Annotated in this window: 15 protein-coding genes; 7 read left to right on the plus strand and 8 right to left on the minus strand. The window is 69.1% G+C overall.

The features are described from left to right. Positions 1–8 precede the first annotated feature (8 nt). The gene (locus EL493_RS28780; RefSeq protein ID WP_019048641.1) at positions 9–908 is read right to left on the minus strand and encodes a hypothetical protein; all 900 of its coding nucleotides are present in this window, start codon (positions 906–908) and stop codon (positions 9–11) included. A 206-nt stretch (positions 909–1,114) separates the two neighbouring features. Here EL493_RS28780 and EL493_RS28785 point away from each other — a divergent pair, with 206 nt between their 5' ends. After that, a complete protein-coding gene (locus EL493_RS28785) occupies positions 1,115–1,948 on the plus strand; it encodes an alpha/beta fold hydrolase (protein ID WP_022567066.1) in 834 nt (277 codons plus the stop codon). Here EL493_RS28785 and EL493_RS28790 read toward each other — a convergent pair. Beyond that, positions 1,945–2,676, minus strand: a complete 732-nt coding sequence (locus EL493_RS28790) for a helix-turn-helix transcriptional regulator (RefSeq protein WP_019048643.1) — start codon at positions 2,674–2,676, stop codon at positions 1,945–1,947. The genes EL493_RS28785 and EL493_RS28790 overlap by 4 nt on opposite strands. An 852-nt stretch (positions 2,677–3,528) precedes the next feature. Here EL493_RS28790 and EL493_RS28795 point away from each other — a divergent pair. The 5 genes from EL493_RS28795 to EL493_RS28815 all read left to right on the plus strand — a co-directional run bounded on the left by EL493_RS28795 (position 3,529) and on the right by EL493_RS28815 (position 11,677). After that, positions 3,529–7,239, plus strand: a complete 3,711-nt coding sequence (locus EL493_RS28795; protein WP_030200809.1) for a nitrate reductase subunit alpha — start codon at positions 3,529–3,531, stop codon at positions 7,237–7,239. A 10-nt stretch (positions 7,240–7,249) separates the two neighbouring features. Further along, positions 7,250–8,929 carry a nitrate reductase subunit beta gene (narH, locus tag EL493_RS28800; protein WP_019048645.1) on the plus strand — a complete coding sequence of 560 codons (1,680 nt, stop codon included), beginning with the start codon at positions 7,250–7,252 and terminating at the stop codon, positions 8,927–8,929. Positions 8,930–8,954: 25 nt separating this feature from the next. Continuing rightward, entirely contained in the window at positions 8,955–9,635 is a 681-nt protein-coding gene (gene narJ, locus EL493_RS28805) for a nitrate reductase molybdenum cofactor assembly chaperone (protein WP_019048646.1), read from the plus strand. Continuing rightward, a complete protein-coding gene (gene narI, locus EL493_RS28810; RefSeq protein WP_019048647.1) occupies positions 9,632–10,387 on the plus strand; it encodes a respiratory nitrate reductase subunit gamma in 756 nt (251 codons plus the stop codon). The genes narJ and narI overlap by 4 nt, the downstream gene beginning before the upstream one ends. A 117-nt stretch (positions 10,388–10,504) precedes the next feature. Continuing rightward, complete coding sequence (locus tag EL493_RS28815; RefSeq protein ID WP_019048648.1) at positions 10,505–11,677, plus strand: NADH:flavin oxidoreductase; 1,173 nt, start codon at positions 10,505–10,507, stop codon at positions 11,675–11,677. Between the two features lie 2 nt (positions 11,678–11,679). On the opposite strand, the gene EL493_RS28820 is transcribed toward EL493_RS28815, so the two are convergent. The 6 genes from EL493_RS28820 to EL493_RS28845 form a co-directional block, all read right to left on the minus strand. Further along, on the minus strand, positions 11,680–12,015 hold the full coding sequence (locus EL493_RS28820; RefSeq protein WP_019048649.1) for a hypothetical protein: 336 nt from the start codon (positions 12,013–12,015) through the stop codon (positions 11,680–11,682). Positions 12,016–12,143: 128 nt separating this feature from the next. Beyond that, a complete protein-coding gene (locus EL493_RS28825; protein ID WP_019048650.1) occupies positions 12,144–13,883 on the minus strand; it encodes an N-acyl-D-amino-acid deacylase family protein in 1,740 nt (579 codons plus the stop codon). Positions 13,884–13,893: 10 nt separating this feature from the next. Next, entirely contained in the window at positions 13,894–15,546 is a 1,653-nt protein-coding gene (locus tag EL493_RS28830; RefSeq protein ID WP_030200815.1) for a class I adenylate-forming enzyme family protein, read from the minus strand. A gap of 14 nt (positions 15,547–15,560) precedes the next feature. Then, positions 15,561–16,601, minus strand: a complete 1,041-nt coding sequence (locus tag EL493_RS28835; protein ID WP_030200817.1) for an NAD(P)-dependent alcohol dehydrogenase — start codon at positions 16,599–16,601, stop codon at positions 15,561–15,563. A 2-nt stretch (positions 16,602–16,603) separates the two neighbouring features. Continuing rightward, complete coding sequence (locus EL493_RS28840) at positions 16,604–17,749, minus strand: serine hydrolase domain-containing protein (protein ID WP_019048653.1); 1,146 nt, start codon at positions 17,747–17,749, stop codon at positions 16,604–16,606. After that, positions 17,746–19,119 carry a flavin-containing monooxygenase gene (locus EL493_RS28845; RefSeq protein ID WP_019048654.1) on the minus strand — a complete coding sequence of 458 codons (1,374 nt, stop codon included), beginning with the start codon at positions 19,117–19,119 and terminating at the stop codon, positions 17,746–17,748. Before EL493_RS28845 ends, EL493_RS28840 begins: the two co-directional genes overlap by 4 nt. 115 nt (positions 19,120–19,234) lie before the next feature. On the opposite strand from EL493_RS28845, the gene EL493_RS28850 reads away from it, so the two are divergent. After that, the gene (locus EL493_RS28850) at positions 19,235–19,861 is read left to right on the plus strand and encodes a TetR/AcrR family transcriptional regulator (protein WP_019048655.1); all 627 of its coding nucleotides are present in this window, start codon (positions 19,235–19,237) and stop codon (positions 19,859–19,861) included. Position 19,862 lies beyond the last annotated feature (1 nt).

A 19,862-nucleotide genomic window follows, 5' to 3' on the forward strand; every position in this document is an offset into this window, starting at 1 on the left:
AGCCCTTCTCAGCTCACGTGGGCGCGCACCGCGCCCAGCTTCCCGCGTTGCACGGTGGCGAACACCCGCCGGGCGTGCACCGCGACCGGGCTGGTCGACCACGGGGCCAAAGTGGTGGTGAACATCAGCTCGCACCAGGACAGGGCCGGGATCTCGCCCGCGGCGAGGGTGGCGATCAGCGACAGCTCGGTGTCGTGGCCGAGCCAGGAGGCCACCAGCCAGGAGGCATCGAAGCGGCCGAGGAATTCCTCGGCGTCCTCGGGCGGGCCGTGCGGGGTGTCGACGGTGAGGTGGACGATCGCGGCGACGGAATGACGCATCTTGGCGTCCATCCCGACCGCGTCGTGCAGCAGCAGACTCTCCAGCGCCGAACGCAGTTCCGACCAGTTGTCCGTGACGATGTCGTGCATGACAGATCCCTCCTGTGGTTCGGACTGCTGTTCGAGGCCGCCGCTGATCGAGCGCAGGGCCGGTGCGCCTGCGGCTTCGGCGGGATCGATGAGACTGTCCAGCCGACCGCTGGTCCAGTCGAGCCGGCCGAAGGCATGGCACCAGTCCTGGGCCGGATTGTCCTCGGTGACAACGAGTTCCAGGGCCAGACCGGCCATCGATGCGGTGCAGGCCAGCGTGACGATGTCGAGCTCGTCGTCGCTGACCGCCAGGTGCAGGGTCGCCCGCTCGACCCCGACGTCTTCACGGGCCCGGCCTGCCAGCCAGATGGCCCGGCCCGCCGCGCCCATCGCCGCGGCCCGCCGGTCGCCCCTCGGGTGATCGGTATCGGCGTCGAGGTAGGGCCCGTACCAGATCGCCCGCCCCTCCGCCCCGCACACCGCGAACGTATCCGAGACGCCGTCGCCCGCCGCGGCGAGCCATATATGTGCGTCGTTCTCGTACTCCGTCACCCTCATCAGTTCACTCCCCGAAATTCTCTGATCGAGCCGTACGTCGTTATGGTGTCGATCCAATCGGCGATGAACACCTGTGTCCATAGCTGTAACCGAAATAGGACGCCCCCCTGAGGTACATACACTCGCCAGTGAATTCACAGGACCGGCGGTGCCGATATTCGACCAGGCGGACACGGAATGGTGGTTAACACTTGTATGTTTCGATCATGCCTTATGTGCACTCGGATTCGGTGAACATCCATTTCCGTACCGGCGCGGTCCGTGGGCCGACGGTACTGCTGGCCCATGGTTTCCTGATGGACGAGTCGATGTTCGATCCGATTCGAACGATCCTGGCGCGCAACGACATCAATGTCGTCGCCTGGGACGCCCGTGGTCACGGCCGCACCGGGTACGGCGCCGATCCCCGTTTCGACTATTGGGACCTGGCCGAGGACGGGCTGCGCGTCCTCGACGCCGTGGGGGTGGAGACCGCCGTGGTGGGCGGTATGAGCCAGGGCGGATACACGGCGCTGCGCATCGCCCTGCTGGCGCCGGAGCGGGTCAGCGGCTTGGCGCTGCTCGACACCGAAGCGGATTCGTGCACCAGGGCCGACGAGAAATACTACGAGGAATTCTTCGACAATTGGTGCGGCACCGCGGAATTGGTGCCGCTGGCCGAACAGCTCGCGCCGCAATTGATCGGTGGCGACCGCCCCGACATCTGGCGCTGGTGGATCACCCGCTGGCTCACCCACGACCGCACGGCGCTGTATCCGGCGGCTCGCTGCCTCATCGATCGCGATTCGGTGGTCGGGCGCCTCGGGGAGATCACCGCGCCCGCCCTGGTCCTGCGGGGCGAGCACGACTACAACAGCACGGCCGGGAAATGCGCGCTGCTGGCCGCGGGCCTACCGGGCGCGGGCGCGGTGCGGACGGTGCCCGGCGCGGGTCACGGCTGCGCCGTCACCCATCCCGAGGACGTCGCCGCCGCCCTGATCGAGCTGGTCACCGCATGCACGCCGCATTCTCCCGCTCCGGTCGCGGCCGCCGGGATCTAGCCGCCGTCCGGGCCGCGAACCGCCAGGTAAAACTGGATGCGGCCCGGATAGGCGACCGAATCGAGCCGGAACAGCTGGACATCGACGGTGTAGTACTCGCCGGTGTGCAGGTCGCACAGCCGCATGGCGGTGTGCTCACGGCCGTACACGGTGTCGCCGTCGTCCCAGATCCGCCGGAAGTCGGGATACTGCGCGAGCTCGTCGAGCAGTTCGGCAGCCCAGTCGGCGCCGCCCTGCTGGCCGATCAGACCGCGCAGCCAGTGCACGGTCAGCGTCGATTCCTTCTCCCACTCCACCATCACCTTGCGCGAGAGCGGGTTGCCGAAGAACCAGCGCAGGATGTTGACATCCTCGACCAGTCCGGGAAACGCGTGGTGATAGGCGTCGTTGCCGGCCAGCACATTCCAGCGGGTGTCGACGTAGGCGGCCAGATTCGGCGCCTGCAGCGACAGCGCGCGGCGCATCTCGTCGTTGATCTCGGCGCGCAGGTCCTCGACCGACGGATTGTCCACCGGGGCCAGGCCGGCCAGGTCCCACAGGTGCCTGCGCTCGATATCGCTGACCGGCGCGATCCGGTCGAGATAACGCACCAGCGCCTCGATCACGGCCTGCGTGGGACGGTCCCGGTCACCGCTCTCCAGATGGGTGATGTAACTCGAGCTGACACCGGCCGCGAAGGCCAGTTTTTCCCGGGAAATCCGCCGATCATCGCGCAGTCGCCGCAGCAATCCGCCGAGTGTCGGCGGCTTCGGCGGACCTCCTGGTCCGTCGGACGATGACTTCGGTAGCACCGCAACCCTCCCTGTCTGCACCGCCCCATCCTCGATGACGTTTCAACCTCGAACCAATCGCCGAACGGAAAAGTTGCCGTTTCTTTATATTGACGCGTTGTCTATTGGACAGTTACCGGTGGGCAACTGTGTGCGCGGTCACGAAAACCTCTGTAGTGAGCCGAATTAAAAGGATTCCAAATCTTTCCGTCGGGTAGTGCTCTAGACTTTCCCGCCGCACGGTGATCCGGCCGATCCGGGCAGCCCCACGGCCCGCTCGCCCGGCCGATGCCGTCGACGATCATCCGGCCCGGCGAAGCGCCGACCCGGGAGTCGTCGAGGCCGTTCCACTCCGCTGGGCACCGAACCGTCCATCGCACGCGGGACTCCCGGTCCCGACGCAGTCCAGCGCGGTCACAGAGAGGTCCGGCACCGGTTCGTCGACCGCACCGGATTACGCATGCCGAGTCACGTCGCACTGTGTGGGCCGTCACATCCGCCCTGTTCAGCGGGCCGACCGGGTGTGTAAACAAATGTAAACCGCCCGAGAACCGAGCGTTTCGGAAGCATCACCGCGGCCCAGGAAACCAGCTCCCCGGCGACCGCATTCGACCAGATCGCGCCCCGTTCACCCAGGTGAGCCCCGGATCGCCGTTCCGGCCGGGTCCCGGCCCCGTGACCGCAACATTTCGCCGACCTCACACCTCACCGACGGCCGAACGGGGATGTGAAAAGTTCGTTTTGCCGGAGCACCCGGCCTCTTTACAGTTGCCACCTAACAGCCCGAAAGCACAGCTCGAAGGGGGCGTCGTGGTTAATTCGCGCACTCATGGTCCGTCGCCCACCGATATCGGCGACACGTTGCTGAACCTCGGAAAATACTTCCAGCGCGGTGAGGTGTCCCCGGACAGCCGTTCGGTGTACAAGGTCGGCGGGCGCGATGCCGACGCGTTCTACCGGGACCGCTGGTCGCACGACAAGGTGGTGCGCTCCACGCACGGCGTGAACTGCACCGGCTCGTGCTCGTGGAAGATCTACGTCAAGGACGGCGTGATCACCTGGGAGTCCCAGCAGACCGACTACCCGTCGGTGGGTTCGGACAAGCCGGAGTACGAGCCCCGCGGCTGCCCGCGTGGCGCGTCGTTCTCCTGGTACACCTACTCCCCCGCCCGTGTGCGATACCCCTATGTCCGCGGCACCCTGCTGGATCTGTACCGCAAGGCCAAGGCCGAGCTCAAGGATCCGGTGCTGGCCTGGGAGTCGATCGTCGAGGACCCGGTCAAGGCCAAGGCCTACAAGACCGCGCGCGGCAAGGGCGGCTTCGTCCGTGCCGAGTGGTGGGAGGCCGCCGAGATCGCCGCGGCCGCGCACGTGTACACGATCAAGCAGTACGGACCCGACCGGGTGGCCGGCTTCTCGCCGATCCCGGCGATGTCGATGGTCAGCCATGCCACCGGCGCGCGGTTCGTGTCGCTGCTCGGTGGCTACATGCTCTCCTTCTACGACTGGTACGCCGACCTGCCGGTGGCCTCGCCGCAGGTCTTCGGTGACCAGACCGACGTGCCGGAGTCGGCCGACTGGTTCGACGCGGGCTACCTGATCATGTGGGGCTCCAACGTCCCGGTGACCCGCACGCCCGACGCGCACTACATGACCGAGGCGCGCTACCGCGGCCAGAAGGTCGTGGTGGTCTCCCCCGACTACGCCGACAACACCAAGTTCGCCGACGAGTGGGTCGCCGCGCGCCCCGGTACCGACGCCGCGCTGGCGATGGCCATGGGCCACGTGGTGCTCAAGGAGTTCTTCCTCGAGAAGCAGACTCCGATGTTCCTGGACTACATCAAGTCCTACACCGACCTGCCGTACCTGATCTGTCTCGACGAGGCGGCGGATCAGGGCGGCGCCCTGCCGGGCAAGTTCCTCACCGCGGCCGACCTCGGCCAGACCGGCGAGGGCGCCGAGCACAAGCCGGTGCTGCTCGATCAGGCCGGTAACCCGGTCGTGCCCAACGGCTCGCTGGGGCATCGCTTCGGCCCCGAGGGCGCGGGCAAGTGGAACCTCGATCTCGAGGGCGTCGACCCGCTGCTCACCCTGCTCGGCCACTCCGGCGACGCCCCCGCCGAGATCGCGCTGCCGCGCTTCGACACCGACTCGGCCGAGACCATCCGCCGCGGTGTGCCGACGAAGATCGTCGCGGGCAAGCGGGTCACCACCGTCTTCGACCTGCTGCTCGCGCAGTACGGCCTGGGCCGTGACGGCCTGCCCGGCGAGTGGGCCACGGGCTACGACGACGCCGACTCGCCCTACACCCCGGCCTGGCAGGAACGCATCACCGGCGTACCCGCCGTGCAGGCCGCGCGCATCGGCCGCGAATTCGCCGACAACGCCGAACGTTCCGGCGGTCGCTCGATGATCCTGATGGGCGCGGGCACCAACCACTGGTTCCACTCCGACCAGATCTACCGCGCCTTCTTCACCCTGACGCTGCTCACCGGCTGCCAGGGCAAGAACGGCGGCGGCTGGGCCCATTACGTCGGCCAGGAGAAGTGCCGTCCCGTCACCGGCTGGGCCACGTTGGCTTCGGCGTCGGACTGGCAGCGCCCGCCGCGGCAGATGCAGGGCACCGTGTTCTGGTACCTGACCAACGACCAGTGGCGCTACGACCCCTTCACCTCCGACGCGTTCGCCTCGCCGCTGGGCAAGGGCAAGTTCGCCGGGCGCACCGCCGCCGACAACATCGCCCTGGCGAGTCGTCTCGGCTGGATGCCGAGCTACCCGACCTTCAACCGCAATCCGCTCGACCTGAGCGACGAGGCCGCGGCCGCCGGCGTGACGCCGGCCGAACACGTTGTCGCCCAGCTCAAATCGGGCGAGATGCGGTTCGCGTGCGAGGACCCCGACGCCCCGGAGAACTTCCCGCGCGTGCTCACGGTGTGGCGAGCCAACCTGCTCGGTTCCTCGGGTAAGGGCAACGAGTACTTCCAGAAGCACCTGCTCGGCTGCGGCTCCAACTTGCAGACCACCGACGCCACCGGCGTGCGCCCGCAGGAACTGGAATGGCGCGAGGAAGGCGCCGAGGGCAAGCTGGATCTGTTGCTGGCGCTGGACTTCCGCATGACCAGCACCACGCTGTTCGCCGACATCGTGCTGCCCGCCGCCACCTGGTACGAGAAGCACGACCTGTCCTCCACCGACATGCACCCGTTCGTGCACGCGTTCTCCCCGGCCATCTCCCCGCCGTGGGAGGCCAAGACCGACTTCGACGCGTTCCACCGGATCGCGCGCGGGTTCTCCTGGCTGGCCGAGAAGCACCTCGGGACCCGCAAGGACATCGTCGCGGTGCCGTTGCAGCACGACTCCCCCGACGCGCTGGCCCAGGCCGGCGGCAAGGTGCTGGACTGGAAAGCCGGTGAGTGCGAGCCGATCCCGGGCAAGACCATGCCCAAGATCGTGGAGATCGAGCGCGACTACACCAAGATCGCGGAGAAGCTGGCCGCGCTGGGCCCGCTGGTCGACACCCTGGGCGTGACCACCAAGGGCATCACCACCTATCCGGACAAAGAGGTGGCCTACCTCGCGGGCAAGAACGGCACCGTGATCTCCGGCGTCGCCGCCGGGCGGCCCTCGCTGGCCAAGGACACCTTCGCCGCCGAGACCATCCTGGCGTTGTCGGGCACCACCAACGGCCGCCTCGCGGTCGAGGGTTTCCACGAGCTGGAACGGCGCACCGGCACCAAGATGGCCGATCTCGCGGCCGAGGCCGAGGGCAAGCAGATCACCTTCGCCGACACCCAGGCCCGGCCCGTCCCGGTGATCACCTCACCGGAGTGGTCGGGCAGTGAGAGCGGTGGCCGCCGGTACTCGCCGTTCACCATCAATGTCGAGCGGCTCAAGCCGTGGCACACGCTCACCGGGCGTCAGCACTTCTACCTCGACCACGACTGGATGATCGAGCTCGGCGAGCAGCTGCCGATCTTCCGGCCGCCGTTGGACATGACCGCGCTGTTCGCCGAGCCGAGCATCGGCAATGTGAGCGGCAGCGGCGTCACCGTGCGCTACCTGACCCCGCACTCGAAGTGGTCCATCCACTCCGCCTACCAGGACAACCTGCACATGCTGACGCTCTCGCGCGGCGGTCAGACGATCTGGATGTCGGACCGGGACGCGGCCAAGATCGGTGTCGCCGACAACGACTGGATCGAGGCGGTCAACCGCAACGGCATCGTCGTCGCCCGCGCGATCGTCTCGCACCGCATGCCGGAGGGCACGGTCTTCATGTACCACGCGCAGGACCGCGCCGTGGACGTGCCGCGCATCGAGGGCACCGAGCAGACCACCAAGGAATCCAAGGGCAAGCGCGGCGGTATCCACAACGCGCTCACCCGGGTGCTGATCAAGCCGTCGCACCTGATCGGCGGCTACGCCCAGCAGTCCTTCGCCCTGAACTACCACGGCCCCACCGGAAACCAGCGTGACGAGGTCACCACCATCCGCCGCCGCAACCAGAACGTGGAGTACTGACATGCGCGTAATGGCTCAGCTCGCCATGGTCATGAACCTGGACAAGTGCATCGGCTGTCACACCTGCTCGGTGACCTGCAAGCAGGCGTGGACCAACCGCGGCGGCACCGAGTACGTCTGGTTCAACAATGTGGAAACCCGTCCCGGACAGGGTTATCCGCGCCAGTACCAGGACCAGGAGAAGTGGAAGGGCGGCTGGACGCTGAACAAGCGTGGCAAGCTGTCGCTGAAGTCGGGCTCGCGGTTCAAGCGCCTGATGAACATCTTCGCCAACCCGGACCTGCCCACGGTCGAGGACTACTACGAACCGTGGAGCTACGACTACGACAACCTGCTGGCCTCCCCGCCCACCGACACCACCCCGGTCGCGCGGCCGAAGTCGCTGATCACCGGTGAGGACACCAAGGTCACCTGGGGCGCCAACTGGGACGACGACCTGGGCTCCGGTCCCGAAGCGGTCGGCAAGGACCCCTTGCTCGGCAAGCTCGAGGACAAGGTGAAACTGGAGTTCGAAGAGACCTTCATGTTCTACCTGCCGCGCATCTGCGAGCACTGCCTGAACCCCTCGTGCGCCGCGTCGTGCCCCTCGGGCGCGATCTACAAGCGCGAGGAGGACGGCATCGTCCTGGTCGACCAGGACAAGTGCCGAGGCTGGCGCCAGTGCATCACCGGCTGCCCGTACAAGAAGATCTACTTCAACCACAAGACGGGCAAAGCGGAGAAGTGCACCTTCTGCTACCCGCGCGTGGAGGTCGGCATCCCGACCGTGTGCTCGGAGACCTGCGTCGGGCGGCTGCGCTACATCGGCGTGATGCTCTACGACGCCGACGCGGTGCTCGAGGCGGCGTCGGTGACCGACGACAAGGACCTGTACCCCTCGCAGCTCGGCGTGTTCCTCAACCCGCACGACCCGCGAGTCATCGCCGAGGCCGAGAAGGCCGGCATCTCGCCGGAATGGATTCAGGCCGCGCAGGATTCGCCGGTCTACAAGCTGATCGTGGACTACCAGCTGGCGCTGCCGCTGCATCCGGAATACCGCACCATGCCGATGGTCTGGTACGTGCCGCCGCTGTCGCCGGTGGTGGACGTGCTCAGCGAGACCGGTCACGACGGTGAGGACGCGGGCAACCTGTTCGGCGCCATCGACGCGCTGCGCATCCCGATCGAATACCTGGCGGAGCTGTTCACCGCCGGGGAGATCGGGCCGGTGCGCGCCTCGCTGCAACGCCTGGCGGGCATGCGCGCGTTCATGCGCTCGGTGAACCTCGGCGAGGAGCCCGAACCTGGTATCGCGCCCTCGATCGGGCTCGAGCCCGAGGAGATCGAGGCCATGTACCGGCTCCTGGCCATCGCCAAGTACGAGCACCGCTACGTGATCCCCTCGGGCGCCACTTCCCGTGCGCACGAACTGGATTCACTGGCCACGGGCTGCTCGCTCGACACCGACGGCGGGCCCGGCATGACCGCGTTCGACCAGGTGGTGGAGAAGTTCTCGCTGGCCGACACCAATCAGGCCGCGCCGGAGGACAAGTCGGGCCGGATCAACCTGCTCAACTGGGACGGGCGCAGCACCAGCGGACTCGTGCCGACCGGAAACGGCAACGGCAACAACGGCAACGGCGCCGGGTCCGGTGGTGGCGGCAACGGCGCCGCCACCACCGATGCCACCGTCGGCGGAGTCGCGCCGTGACCGCCCGCGCGCGAGGGGAGCAGCGATGAGCCTGCTCTCCATCCGCAAGCGGCCACAGCCGGTGCTGGAGCTGTCCGAGCACGACCGCCGGGTCGTGTGGCGGCTGGCGGCCCTGCTGCTGGACTACCCCGGTGAGTCGACGCTGGCCATGGTCGATCAGCTGAGCGCCGCGGCGGCGCAGTTGCCCGAGACCGTGCGCGCGCACTTCGACGCGGTGCTCGCCTACCTGCGTGACACCGATTCGATCGAGGTCGCGCAGAGCTATGTCGAGACCTTCGACATGCGCCGCCGCGCCAGCCTGCACCTGACCTTCTACGCCTACGGCGACACCCGCAAGCGCGGGATGGCGCTGCTGCGGTTCAAGCACGCCTACCGGCAGGCGGGGGTGGAACTCGGCGACGAGGAACTGCCCGACCACCTGCCGGTGCTGCTGGAGTTCGCCGCCACCGTCGACCCGGTCGGCGGGGAGCGGCTGCTCGGTGAGCACGTGCCGGTACTGGAGCTGCTGCGACTGTCGCTGGGCGACAGCGACTCCCCCTACAGCGGTGTCCTGGCCGCGGTGCTCAGCACCCTGCCGCCGGTGACCACCGCCGACCGGCGCCGGATCGCCGAACTCGCCGCGCAGGGCCCGCCCGAGGAGGAAGTCGGGCTGGAACCCTTCGCCATGGACCCCGTCCTCTTCGACGCCACGGAAGGCCGCCGATGAACGCCACCATCCCGCTCCCCGAAGGCCTGTGGCTGATCCTGCCCTACATCGCCGCCACGTCCTTCGTGCTCGGCCATGTCTGGCGCTACCGCTTCGACCAGTTCGGGTGGACCACCCGGTCCTCGCAGATCTACGAGTCCAAGCTGCTGCAGCTGGGTAGTCCGCTGTTCCACTTCGGCATGCTCGGGGTGTTCGGTGGGCACGTGATGGGGCTGCTGATTCCGGAGGCGTGGACCAGCGCGATCGGGATCTCCGAGCACGCCTATCACCTCGTCGCGGTGGGCGCGGGGTCCGTCGCGGGTCTGATGGTGGTGGCCGGTGTCGCGATCCTGTGCTACCGCCGGATCGTGGTGCCCGCCGTGCGCAAGGCCACCAGCCGCAACGACGTGCTGATGTACACGCTGCTCACGCTGGCGCTGGTGACCGGTCTGCTCAACACCTGGGGGTCCAACCTGCTGTGGGGCACCTACAACTACCGCGAGACCGTCTCGCCGTGGTTCCGCAGCCTGTTCACCATCAACCCGGAACCGGGCCTGATGGTCGGCGTGCCGTGGACCTTCCAGCTGCACGGCCTGGTGGTGCTCGCCCTGGTGGCGGCCTGGCCGTACACCCGGCTGGTGCACATGTTCAGCGCGCCGATCGGCTACCTCACCCGGCCCTACATCGTGTATCGCCGCAAGGAAGTCGACACCAAGGACAAGACCCGCTTCGCCAAGGCCTGGGACGCCCCGGTCACGCCCGACCGCTGGTAGATCGATCGCGAAGGCCCCGCCCGACCACAGTCGGGCGGGGCCTCGTCGTATCCGGAGGTCCGCTGAGTGGGCACCAAGCATTGCCTCACCAGACTGTAACGTGTTTCACTTTTGTGCATGAGCGATGTCCTCGCACCCGCCACTCTCGGTCCGCTGACCCTGCGGAACCGGGTGATCAAGGCGGCCACGTTCGAGGGGCGGACCCCCGACGCGCTGGTGACCGACGACCTGATCGAGTTCCACCGCGAGGTGGCCGCGGGCGGCGTCGGGATGACCACCGTCGCGTACTGCGCGGTGGCCCCGGGCGGCCGCACCGACCGGCACCAGATCTGGATGCGGGAGGAGGCCGTGCCCGGGCTGCGCAGGCTCACTGACGCCGTGCACGCCGAGGGCGCCGCCGTCAGCGCGCAGCTGGGGCACGCCGGGCCGGTGGCCAACGCCGCGTCCAACCGCGCGCCCGCGCTGGCGCCGAGCCGGATGTTCAACCCGCTCGGGATGCGCTTCACCAAGGTGCCCGACGCGCTCGGCATCGCCGAGGTCGTCGCCGCGCACGCCCGCGCCGCGCGGCTGGCCAGGGAATCCGGCTTCGACGCGGTGGAGGTCCACCTCGGGCACAACTACCTGGCGAGCTCGTTCCTGAGCCCGATCCTCAACCGCCGCAAGGACGACTACGGCGGTCCGCTGGTCAACCGGGCCAGGGTGGCCAGGGAACTGCTGCGGGCCGTGCGCGACGCGGTCGGCGACACGATGGCGGTGACGGCCAAGCTCACCATGGAAGACGGTGTGCGCGGCGGGTTCTCGATCGAGGAGTCGCTCCAGGTGGCGACCTGGCTGCAGGACGACGGCGGGGTCGACGCGATCGAGCTCACCGCGGGCAGCTCGCTGCTGAACCCGATGGCGATCTTCCGTGGCGACGCCCCGCGCAAGAACTTCGCCAAGACGCTGCCGATCCCCACGCGCTGGGGCTTCCAGCTGGTCGGCAAGCAGTTCCTGCGCGAATACCCGTACCGCCCGGCCTATCTCGCCGACAAGGCGCGCCGGTTCCGCGAGGAGCTGACCGTGCCGCTGATCCTGCTCGGCGGCATCACCGACCGGCCGACCGCCCAGCAGGCCATCGACGACGGCTTCGACTTCGTGGCCATGGGCCGGGCGCTGCTGCGCGAGCCCGACCTGGTCCGGCGCTGGGCCACCGACAGCGCGACCCGCTCGCTGTGCACCCACTGCAACGAGTGCATGCCGACCATCTACTCCACCACCCGCTGCGTGCTGCGCCCCGACGCCACGGTCTGAGCTCAGCGCAGCAGCGCGCGGACCTCGTCGAACCAGGCCTGGGTCTGGACCAGGCCCTTCTCATTGTCCTTGCGGCCGCCGACGAAGCCGAACAGGTCGGCGGCGAACCGGCTCAGCACCGTCGCGTCGGTTTCCTCGAGCTCGGCGAGCACTTCGGTGTCGCCGAGCAGGTAGGCGACGACGGCGACCTGACCGGCGGGCCATGCGTCGCGGTGACCCGCCCAGCCGTCCGACCGGACCGCGCGGGCCCTGGCGAGTAGGTCGGCGCGCAAGGCGTCGCGATCCTCGTCGCTGGGCCGGCGCGGCTTGCCCCAGGTGATCCGCTTCGCATCCGACATGTCGATCCTCTCGCTGACAGGCGCGTCCGGGCCGCACCGCGCGGTCTCCCCGTCGACTGTCGCAGATCGAGGTGGGCCGAGCGCCCACCGGCCCGCCGCCAGGGCGAGTCGGCGGGCGGTCGTCCCGGCTAGCCGGCGCGCAGGAAGCGGCCGGTGCGCTCGGCGCCGAGCACGGGATCCTTCGCGCCCGCGCCGAACACGTACCGGCCGCCCACGAACACCGCGGTGACGGTCGCGTCGTTGCGGTTGACCATGCGCGGGAGATTGTCGAACTCCGGGATCGGGTCCTCGGCGTAGGCGTCGAGGGTGTCGTCCAGGTGCGCGGGGTCGATGACGACGGCGTCGGCGCGGTCACCGACGCGCAGGTGCCCGGCGTCGATGCCGTACCAGTCGGCGAGTTCGCCGGTGATCCGGTGCACCGCGTGTTCGATCGTCATGAACGGGGTGCCGGCGCGCTCGGCGTCGGCGACCCGGCGCAGCAGGCGCAGGCCGAAGTTGTAGAAGGCCATGTTGCGCAGGTGCGCCCCGGCGTCGGAGAACCCCAGCTGGACACCGGGATCGGCGGCCAGGACGTTCAGCACCGACGGCCGGTGGTTGGAGATGGTGGTGCGCCAGCGCAGTTTCGAGCCGTGCTCGACGACCAGGTCGAGGAAGGCGTCGACCGGGTGCAGGTCACCGCGATCCAGGCCGACCTGGCCGAAGGTCTTGCCGATGACGGTGGGGTCGGGGCATTCGACGATGTCGGCGTCGAAGAAGTCGCGGTGCCACACGCGGGGACCGTACTTCTGGTCGTAGTCCTTGCGGAACCGGCGCCGGTACTGCTCGTCCTGCATGAGGTGGCGCTGCTCGTCGATGTGGTTCGCCAGGTGCAGCGCGGCCGCGCCGGAACCGAACTCCTCGAAGATCGGCAGGTCGATGCCGTCGGAGTACACCTCGAACGGGACCGGCAGGTGCTGCCAGCGGAAGTTGCCCTTCAGCGCGTTGACCGCGCGGGCCAGCAGCGGGAAGACCTTGGCCACACCGGGAATGGCCTTGATGTCGGCGGCGGAGAGCAGGCTCACCTTCAGCGGCGCCCGCCACAGGCCGATGCTGCTCGCCGCCATCGCGAGCATGGTGTCGGCCCGGTTCACGTCGGGCCCGCCCTGCAACGCGCGACCGCGCACGCGCAGGATGGTGTTGAGCGCCCGGCGTTCGGCCCTGGTCGAATAGGTCGACGGGAGCGTACGCGAGCGGCACAGCTCGCCGTCGAGCTTGTCGAACAGCAGCCGCTGCGAGGACATCCCGACGAAGCCGGCGTCGAGCGCCTCGATGAGCTTGGCGGCCATGGCGGCGATCTCGGTCTCCGAGGGCCGCACGTCCTTGCGGGTCGCGCGGTCCAGGCCCATCACCGCCGACCTGATGTCGGAGTGGCCGATGAAGCTCGCGACATTGGGGCCCAGCGGCAGCGCGTCGAGCGCGGCGGCGTAGTCGGCCGCGCTGTGCCAGGTCTTGGTCTCCTCGATCGCGCGGACCACGTGCGCGCGCGGGATCGCCTCGACGCGGCCGAACAGGTCGCCGGCGATCTCGCCGTCGACGTGCACGGTCGACAGCGAGCAGGAACCGAGCAGCACGGTCGTGACGCCATGGCGCACCGACTCCGACAGCGACGGATCCAGCAGCACCTCCACGTCGTAGTGGGTGTGGATGTCGACCATGCCGGGCACGACCCATTGGCCGGTGGCGTCGACGACCCGGGCGCAGCCGGTCTCGTCGAGCGGGGTCGCCGAGATCTCGGCGACCCTGCCGTCCTTGATGCCGAGGTGGCGGATCGCCGACGGCGCTCCGGTGCCGTCGAACCAGCGGCCGCCCTTGATGATGCTGTCGAACATGTCCGGCTCCCTACAGCGCGAGATCGCGACGAGTGACCTTGCCGGTGGCGTTGCGCGGCAAGGCGTCCGAGGTGATCCGCCAGCGGGCGGGCACCTTGAAATAGGCGAGCCGCTCGGCGACGAAGGCTCGCAGCTCCTCCGGGTCCACCGCGCCCGGCTCGGCGACCACCACGGCCGCCACCTCCTGGCCGAGGTCGGGGTGTGCGACGCCGAACACCGCGCACTCGGCGACGGCGGGGTGCTCGGCGAGCACGTTCTCGATCTCGATGGGGTACACGTTCTCGCCGCCGCGCAGGATCAGGTCGGTGCGCCGGCCGGACACGGTCAGCCTGCCGTCGACCACCGTGCCGAAATCACCGGAGCGCAGCCAGCGTTCGCCGTCGATCGCCTTGGCGGTGGCCGCCTCGTCGTTCCAGTAGCCGAGCATGACGTACGGGCTGCGGATGCAGATCTCACCCTCCTCCCCGTCGGGCACGGCATTGCCGTCGGCGTCGCGGATCTCCAGTGCCACCCCGAAGATCGCCCGGCCGACCGAGGCGTCGTCGGCGGCCAGATCCAGCGGGGTGGCGACCGTGGCCGCGGTGCCGCTCTCGGTGAGGCCGTAGCTGGTGGTGAGCGCGAACTGCAGCGACGGGATCTTCGCGCGCAGACTGGCCAGCAGCGCGGGCGAGGACGGCGCCGAGTTGAGCGAGAGCGCGGCCAGCGACGACAGATCATGCTGTGCCACATCGTGATCCAGCAAGCGCGAGGCCATGGTCGGCACCGCGGCCCAGTTGGTCACCCGCTCGCGCTCGACCAGGCTCAGCACCCGGCCCACCTCGAACGCGCCGTGCGGGAACACCGCGGCGGCACCGGTCACCAGGCGCGGGATGACGAGGTTGTGCAGGCTGGCGATGTGGAACAGCGGCGCGGTGACCAGGTACCGGCGGTCGCTGGGCCCGTCGCCCGGTGGCTGCCCGGTGAAGGCGGCCAGCATGGCGTCGGTGAAGCGGTGATAGTCGCTGATCGCCACCATGTTCCGCTGCGAGTGCACCACGCCCTTGGGCTTGCCGCTGGTGCCGCTGGTGTAGAGGATCACCGCCGGGTCGTCCTCGTCGACCGGAGTGGCGGGCAGCTCGCCGCCGCCGAACTCGGCGATCAGGGCGGGCAGGTCGGTCTCCATGGTGAGCACGGGGATCTCGGTGCCGGTCGCGGCCAGCAGCGCGGCCCGTTTCGCGTCGGCGATCACGACCGCGGGGGTGGCGTGGTCGAGGCCGTAGGCGATCTCACGCGGCGCCCACCAGGCGTTGTAGCCGACCGGGATCGCGCCCAGGCACTGGGCCGCCCAGAAGGTGATCACCCAGTCCGGGCCGTTGGCGGCCAGGATGCCGACCCGGTCGCCCTTGCCGACGCCGTACCGGGTGGCCAGGGCGGTGGCCAGCGCACCGGCCGCCGCGGCGTGCTCGGTGAACGACAGGCGCCGGTCCTCGGTGACCAGGTAGTCGCGCTCGCCCCAGCGCAGCGAGTGCTCGAGCAGGTCACGCAGGCTGCGGCGGCGCCGCGCGAGCACCGGAATCGGCACGCCGAGAACGGGTTCGACGGTCAGCTCGAACGGGGCGCCCGGCGCGGTGAGGCCCGCGGCGACCTTGGCCACGAATTCCTGCGGGTCTACGACTTCGGTCATGTTCTGGTTCTCCATCAGGGGATGAGGACGGCGCGGCCGCGGATCGCGCCCGCGTCGAGCCGGTCGAAGGCGGTACGGGCGTCGGCCAGGTCGAAACGCTCGATCTCGGCGCTGACCTTGCCCGCGGCGGCCAGCGCGATCACGTCGACGAGATCGGCGCGGGTGCCGCCGTAGGACTTGCGCACCGTGGCGCCCCACGGCAGGCCGGGACCGCCCGCCGGGCCGGAGTCGATGCCGGGCACGCCGCCGGCCAGCCCGACCATCCGGTACGCGCCGTTGGGCGCGACGGTCTCCACGGCCAGCTTCGCGGTGGCGTCCGCGCCGACGAAGTCGAAGACCGCTTCGGCGCCGCGGCCGCCGGTGAGGTCGAGGATGGCGGCCGCCGTGTCGGCGCCCGCGATCAGCGCGACATCGGCGCCGCAGGCGGTGGCCAGGGCCAGCTTGCCCGGGTCGACGTCGACCGCGATCACCCTGGTCTCGGTGAGCGCCTTCAGCAGCTGCACCGCCACATGGCCCAGGCCACCGATCCCGATGGCGACGGCGGTGGCGCCGGGCCACAGCTGATCCATGGCGCCGCGGATCGCGTGCATGGGCGTGAGCGCCGCGTCGGCCAGCGGGGCCGCCTGGGCGAAGTCCATCTCGCCGATCGGCACGAACGAACGCACCGGGATCCGCACGTATTCGGCCATGCCGCCGTCGGGACCGAGGCCGGGGCACGGCGGCATCGCGGTGCGCCCCGCCGCCAGGCAGACGTTCTCGTTGCCGTGCAGGCACTCCCGGCATTCGCCGCACGACCAGCACAGATACACCAGGCCGCGCTCGCCCACCCGGCGGCCCGCCACCCGCGCGCCCACCGCCTCGATGGTGCCCGCGATCTCGTGGCCGAGGGTGAGCGGCTTGTCGCCCAGCGGATACGGCAGGCTCAGCACGAACGAATCCGAATGGCAGATGCCCGCCGCCCCGACCCGCAGCAGCAGGTCGTCGGGGCCCAGCTCGGGGACGGGCACCGTGCGCAGTTCCAGGGTGCCCGGGGCGGTCAGCTGCATCGCGCGCATGGTCATCGCAGGGCCCCCACCGCGTCGAAGGTGGCCTTCAGGTACCGGTCGCAGCGATCGGAGCCGATCAGGCCGGTGGCCATCCGGTTCATGGTGTAGGCGAAGGTGACCCGGCGATCCAGATCGTTGACCACCATCGACCCGCCGTAGCCCGCCCACCAGCAGACCCGGCCGTCGGGGATGTGCGGGAAGGTCTGCGGGCGGGGCAGGCCGTAGCCGATGCCGAAGCGCAGCGGGGTGAGCAGGGCCAGGTCGACGCCGTCGGCCTGTTCGCGGAAGATCTGGTCGATGGTGGCGGGCCCGAGGAACCGCCTGCCTCCGAGCTCGCCGCCGTTGGCGATCAGCGACTGCACCCGGGCCACCGAGCGCGCGTTGCCGTGGCCGTTGGTGCCGCCGATCTCGGCCGACCGCCACTGCGGCGTCGCGGTCTCGGACACCTCCAGCCACGGGCTGGTGAGCGTCTTGATGAGGACACTGTCCTGATCGAGGGTGGACAGGTCGAACTCGGGCAGTTCCGGCGGGATCAGGGTGGCGATCCGGTCGGCGTGCTCGGGGCCGGTGCCGATGTGGAAATCGGCGCCGAGCGGGCCCGCCAGTTCCTCGGCGAAGAAGCGGCCGAGCGAGCGGCCGGTGATGCGGCGCACCAGCTCCCCGATCAGGTGGCCGTAGTTGATGGCGTGGTAGCCCGAGGCGGTGCCCGGTTCCCACCAGGGCGCCTGGGTGGCCAGCCGGGCGGCGGCGGCCTCGGTGTCGTAGATGTCGGGCAGCTCGATCGGCTTCTCCCAGCCGGAGACGCCCGAGGTGTGCGAGAGCAGGTGCCGGACCTGGATGGACTCCTTGCCGTTGGCCGCGAACTCCGGCCAGTAGGCGGCCACCCGCGCGTCGAGGTCGAGTTCGCCCCGGTCCACGAGCAGCAGCGCGCACAGCGCGGTCATCGTCTTGGTCACCGAGAACACGTTGACCAGGGTGTCGGCGGCCCACGGCGTGGTCTTGCCCGCGTCGGCGTAGCCGCCCCACAGGTCGAGCACCGGATCACCGTCGACGGTGACGCACAGCGCCGCGCCGAGTTCGGCGCCGCTGTCGAGCTGCTCGTCGAAAGCCGCGCGGACCGCGGCGAATTCGTCGCGACAGAAACCGGCGGCGCTCATCGGGCCACCTCCGCCGTCGCCCTGGCGCGCACGGGCAGCGTATTGCCCGCCGCGGCGGCGCGTTTCGCGCCGCGCTCGATCTCCTTGGTCATCGCGCGCACATACGGCTCGAATTCGATCTGGATGGTGTGGCGCGGTGAATCGTAATAGCGCCCGGTGCGGGCGGCCTCCTGCGCGGCGAGTACCTGATCGATCTGCTCGCGCGGGGGCAGGTGATAGCGGCCGGTGAGATAGGCGGCGACCAGCTTGCTCTGCTGCTCGGCGAAATTGACCAGCGTCGGCATCGGCTGGGCCAGGCCGAGATAGAACAGATTGTCCACCCCGGGCTTGTGCATCATCTGGAACAGCGGGAACCGGTTGGCGGCATCGGGCACCAGCGCGGAGTCGGTGAGAAACGGGAAGCTGATGTGATAGCCGGTGGCGCACACGATCACATCGACCCGCTCGCTGCTGCCGTCGGCGAAATGCACCGTGTCACCGTCTAATCGGGTGATGGCGGGCTTGCATTCCACATCGCCGCAGCCGGCCCGGTGCAGGAATTCCTCGCTCGCCGAGGGGTGCGCCTCGAACGGCTCGTGATCGGGGGCGGGCAGACCGTAGTTGCGCATGTCGCCGCGGTTCTTGCGGACGAAACGCTGCTTGAGCTTGAGCGCCAGCTTGGGCGGCATCCAGGACGGCATCGAACGCCGGTCGCCCACTTCGCCGTTGACGTATTTCGGCAGGACCCAGACCCCGCGCCGCGCCGAGACGAACAGCTTCGAGGCGATGAAGCGCTGGGACAGTTCCGAGGCGATGTCGAGGCCGGAATTGCCCATGCCGACCACCACGATCCGCTTGCCGCGCATATCGATCGGATCGAACGGGTCGTTGTAGGCGTGACTGTGCATCAGCACACCGTCGAATTCGCCCGGGTAGTCGGGGAATCGGGGATTCCAGTGGTGGCCGTTGCAGACGATCAGCGCGTCGAAGACCTCGGTGTCGCCTGCCTGCGTGGTGACGTGCCAGAGGCCGTCCTCGTCGCGTTCGGCGGCGGTGACCAGGCTGTCGAAGCGGATGTGCGCACGCAGGCCGAAATGCTCGACGTAGTCCTTGAAGTACTGCAGCAACTGGGAATGGTGCGGGAAATGCGGCCATTCCTCGGGCGCGGGGAAGTCCTCGAACTGGAGGCGATATTTCGAGGTGTCGATGTGCAGGCTCTGATAGCAGGCCGACATCCCGTTGGGGTTCTTGTAGTACCAGTTGCCGCCGACCTCGTCGGAGGCCTCGTAGCAGACGAACGGGATGCCGTTCTCGGCCAGCCTCTTGGCGACGGTGATACCCGAAGGTCCGGCGCCGATGACGCAGACCCTGGGCAATTCGCGTGTATCCATGCACAACTCCTGAACGGCTCGATCGACGGTGACCCAGCCGAGTGACGTGAAGCACAGCGTAGCGTCTCGCTGGACATCATGTCTAGTGAATGATCGGATCGTCTAGGATGAAGCCATGCCGACCGAATCCAGTGGCCGCCGCGGCTCGCTGCGCGAGGAACAGAAGCGCCTCACCCGGGCCAGGATCGTGGACACCGCGCGCTCGCTGTTCGAGACCCAGGGCTACTCCGATGTCCGCGTCGACGACATCGTCGCCGCCGTCGGCTGCAGCCGGGCGACCTTCTACCTGCACTTCACCAGCAAGGGCGAGGTGCTGCGGGCGATCGCCAACGAGGGCACACTGACCAGCGTCCGCGAGTTCTACGCCGACCTGGACCGGGTGCTCACCACCGGATCCCGGGAGGCGTTCGCGGAGTGGATGACCCGCGCGATCTACTGGTTCCTCACCAACAAGGACATGCTCCCGGCCTGGGACGAGGCCACCGCACTGGAACCGGAGTTCCGGGCCGTGGCGCGTGAGGGCATCATGACGCTGGCCGACAGCATGCCCGCCTACCTCGCCCGCTGGCCCGAACCGCGCCGCGACGAGGCCAGGCTGCGGATAGAGCTGCTCGTCGCCCAGCTCGAGCGGTTCTTCACCCGGTGGGCCATGCAGGGCACCATCGAGGTCACCGCGGAGAAGGCCGCCGCCGTGCTCACCGACGTCTGGTATCCCGCGCTGCAGGCCCCGGCGGGCGACTAGG

Origin of the sequence: Nocardia asteroides (assembly GCF_900637185.1) — a bacterium.
Taxonomy (GTDB): Bacteria; Actinomycetota; Actinomycetes; order Mycobacteriales; family Mycobacteriaceae; genus Nocardia; species Nocardia asteroides.

Coding starts and splice junctions, on each gene's coding strand:
- EL493_RS28780 (WP_019048641.1), bottom strand. CDS start 908: ATGAGGGTGACGGAGTACGAGAACGACGCACATATATGGCTCGCCGCG.
- EL493_RS28785 (WP_022567066.1), top strand. CDS start 1,115: ATGCCTTATGTGCACTCGGATTCGGTGAACATCCATTTCCGTACCGGC.
- narH (WP_019048645.1), top strand. CDS start 7,250: ATGGCTCAGCTCGCCATGGTCATGAACCTGGACAAGTGCATCGGCTGT.
- narJ (WP_019048646.1), top strand. CDS start 8,955: ATGAGCCTGCTCTCCATCCGCAAGCGGCCACAGCCGGTGCTGGAGCTG.
- narI (WP_019048647.1), top strand. CDS start 9,632: ATGAACGCCACCATCCCGCTCCCCGAAGGCCTGTGGCTGATCCTGCCC.
- EL493_RS28815 (WP_019048648.1), top strand. CDS start 10,505: ATGAGCGATGTCCTCGCACCCGCCACTCTCGGTCCGCTGACCCTGCGG.
- EL493_RS28820 (WP_019048649.1), bottom strand. CDS start 12,015: ATGTCGGATGCGAAGCGGATCACCTGGGGCAAGCCGCGCCGGCCCAGC.
- EL493_RS28825 (WP_019048650.1), bottom strand. CDS start 13,883: ATGTTCGACAGCATCATCAAGGGCGGCCGCTGGTTCGACGGCACCGGA.
- EL493_RS28830 (WP_030200815.1), bottom strand. CDS start 15,546: ATGACCGAAGTCGTAGACCCGCAGGAATTCGTGGCCAAGGTCGCCGCG.
- EL493_RS28835 (WP_030200817.1), bottom strand. CDS start 16,601: ATGCGCGCGATGCAGCTGACCGCCCCGGGCACCCTGGAACTGCGCACG.
- EL493_RS28840 (WP_019048653.1), bottom strand. CDS start 17,749: ATGAGCGCCGCCGGTTTCTGTCGCGACGAATTCGCCGCGGTCCGCGCG.
- EL493_RS28845 (WP_019048654.1), bottom strand. CDS start 19,119: ATGGATACACGCGAATTGCCCAGGGTCTGCGTCATCGGCGCCGGACCT.
- EL493_RS28850 (WP_019048655.1), top strand. CDS start 19,235: ATGCCGACCGAATCCAGTGGCCGCCGCGGCTCGCTGCGCGAGGAACAG.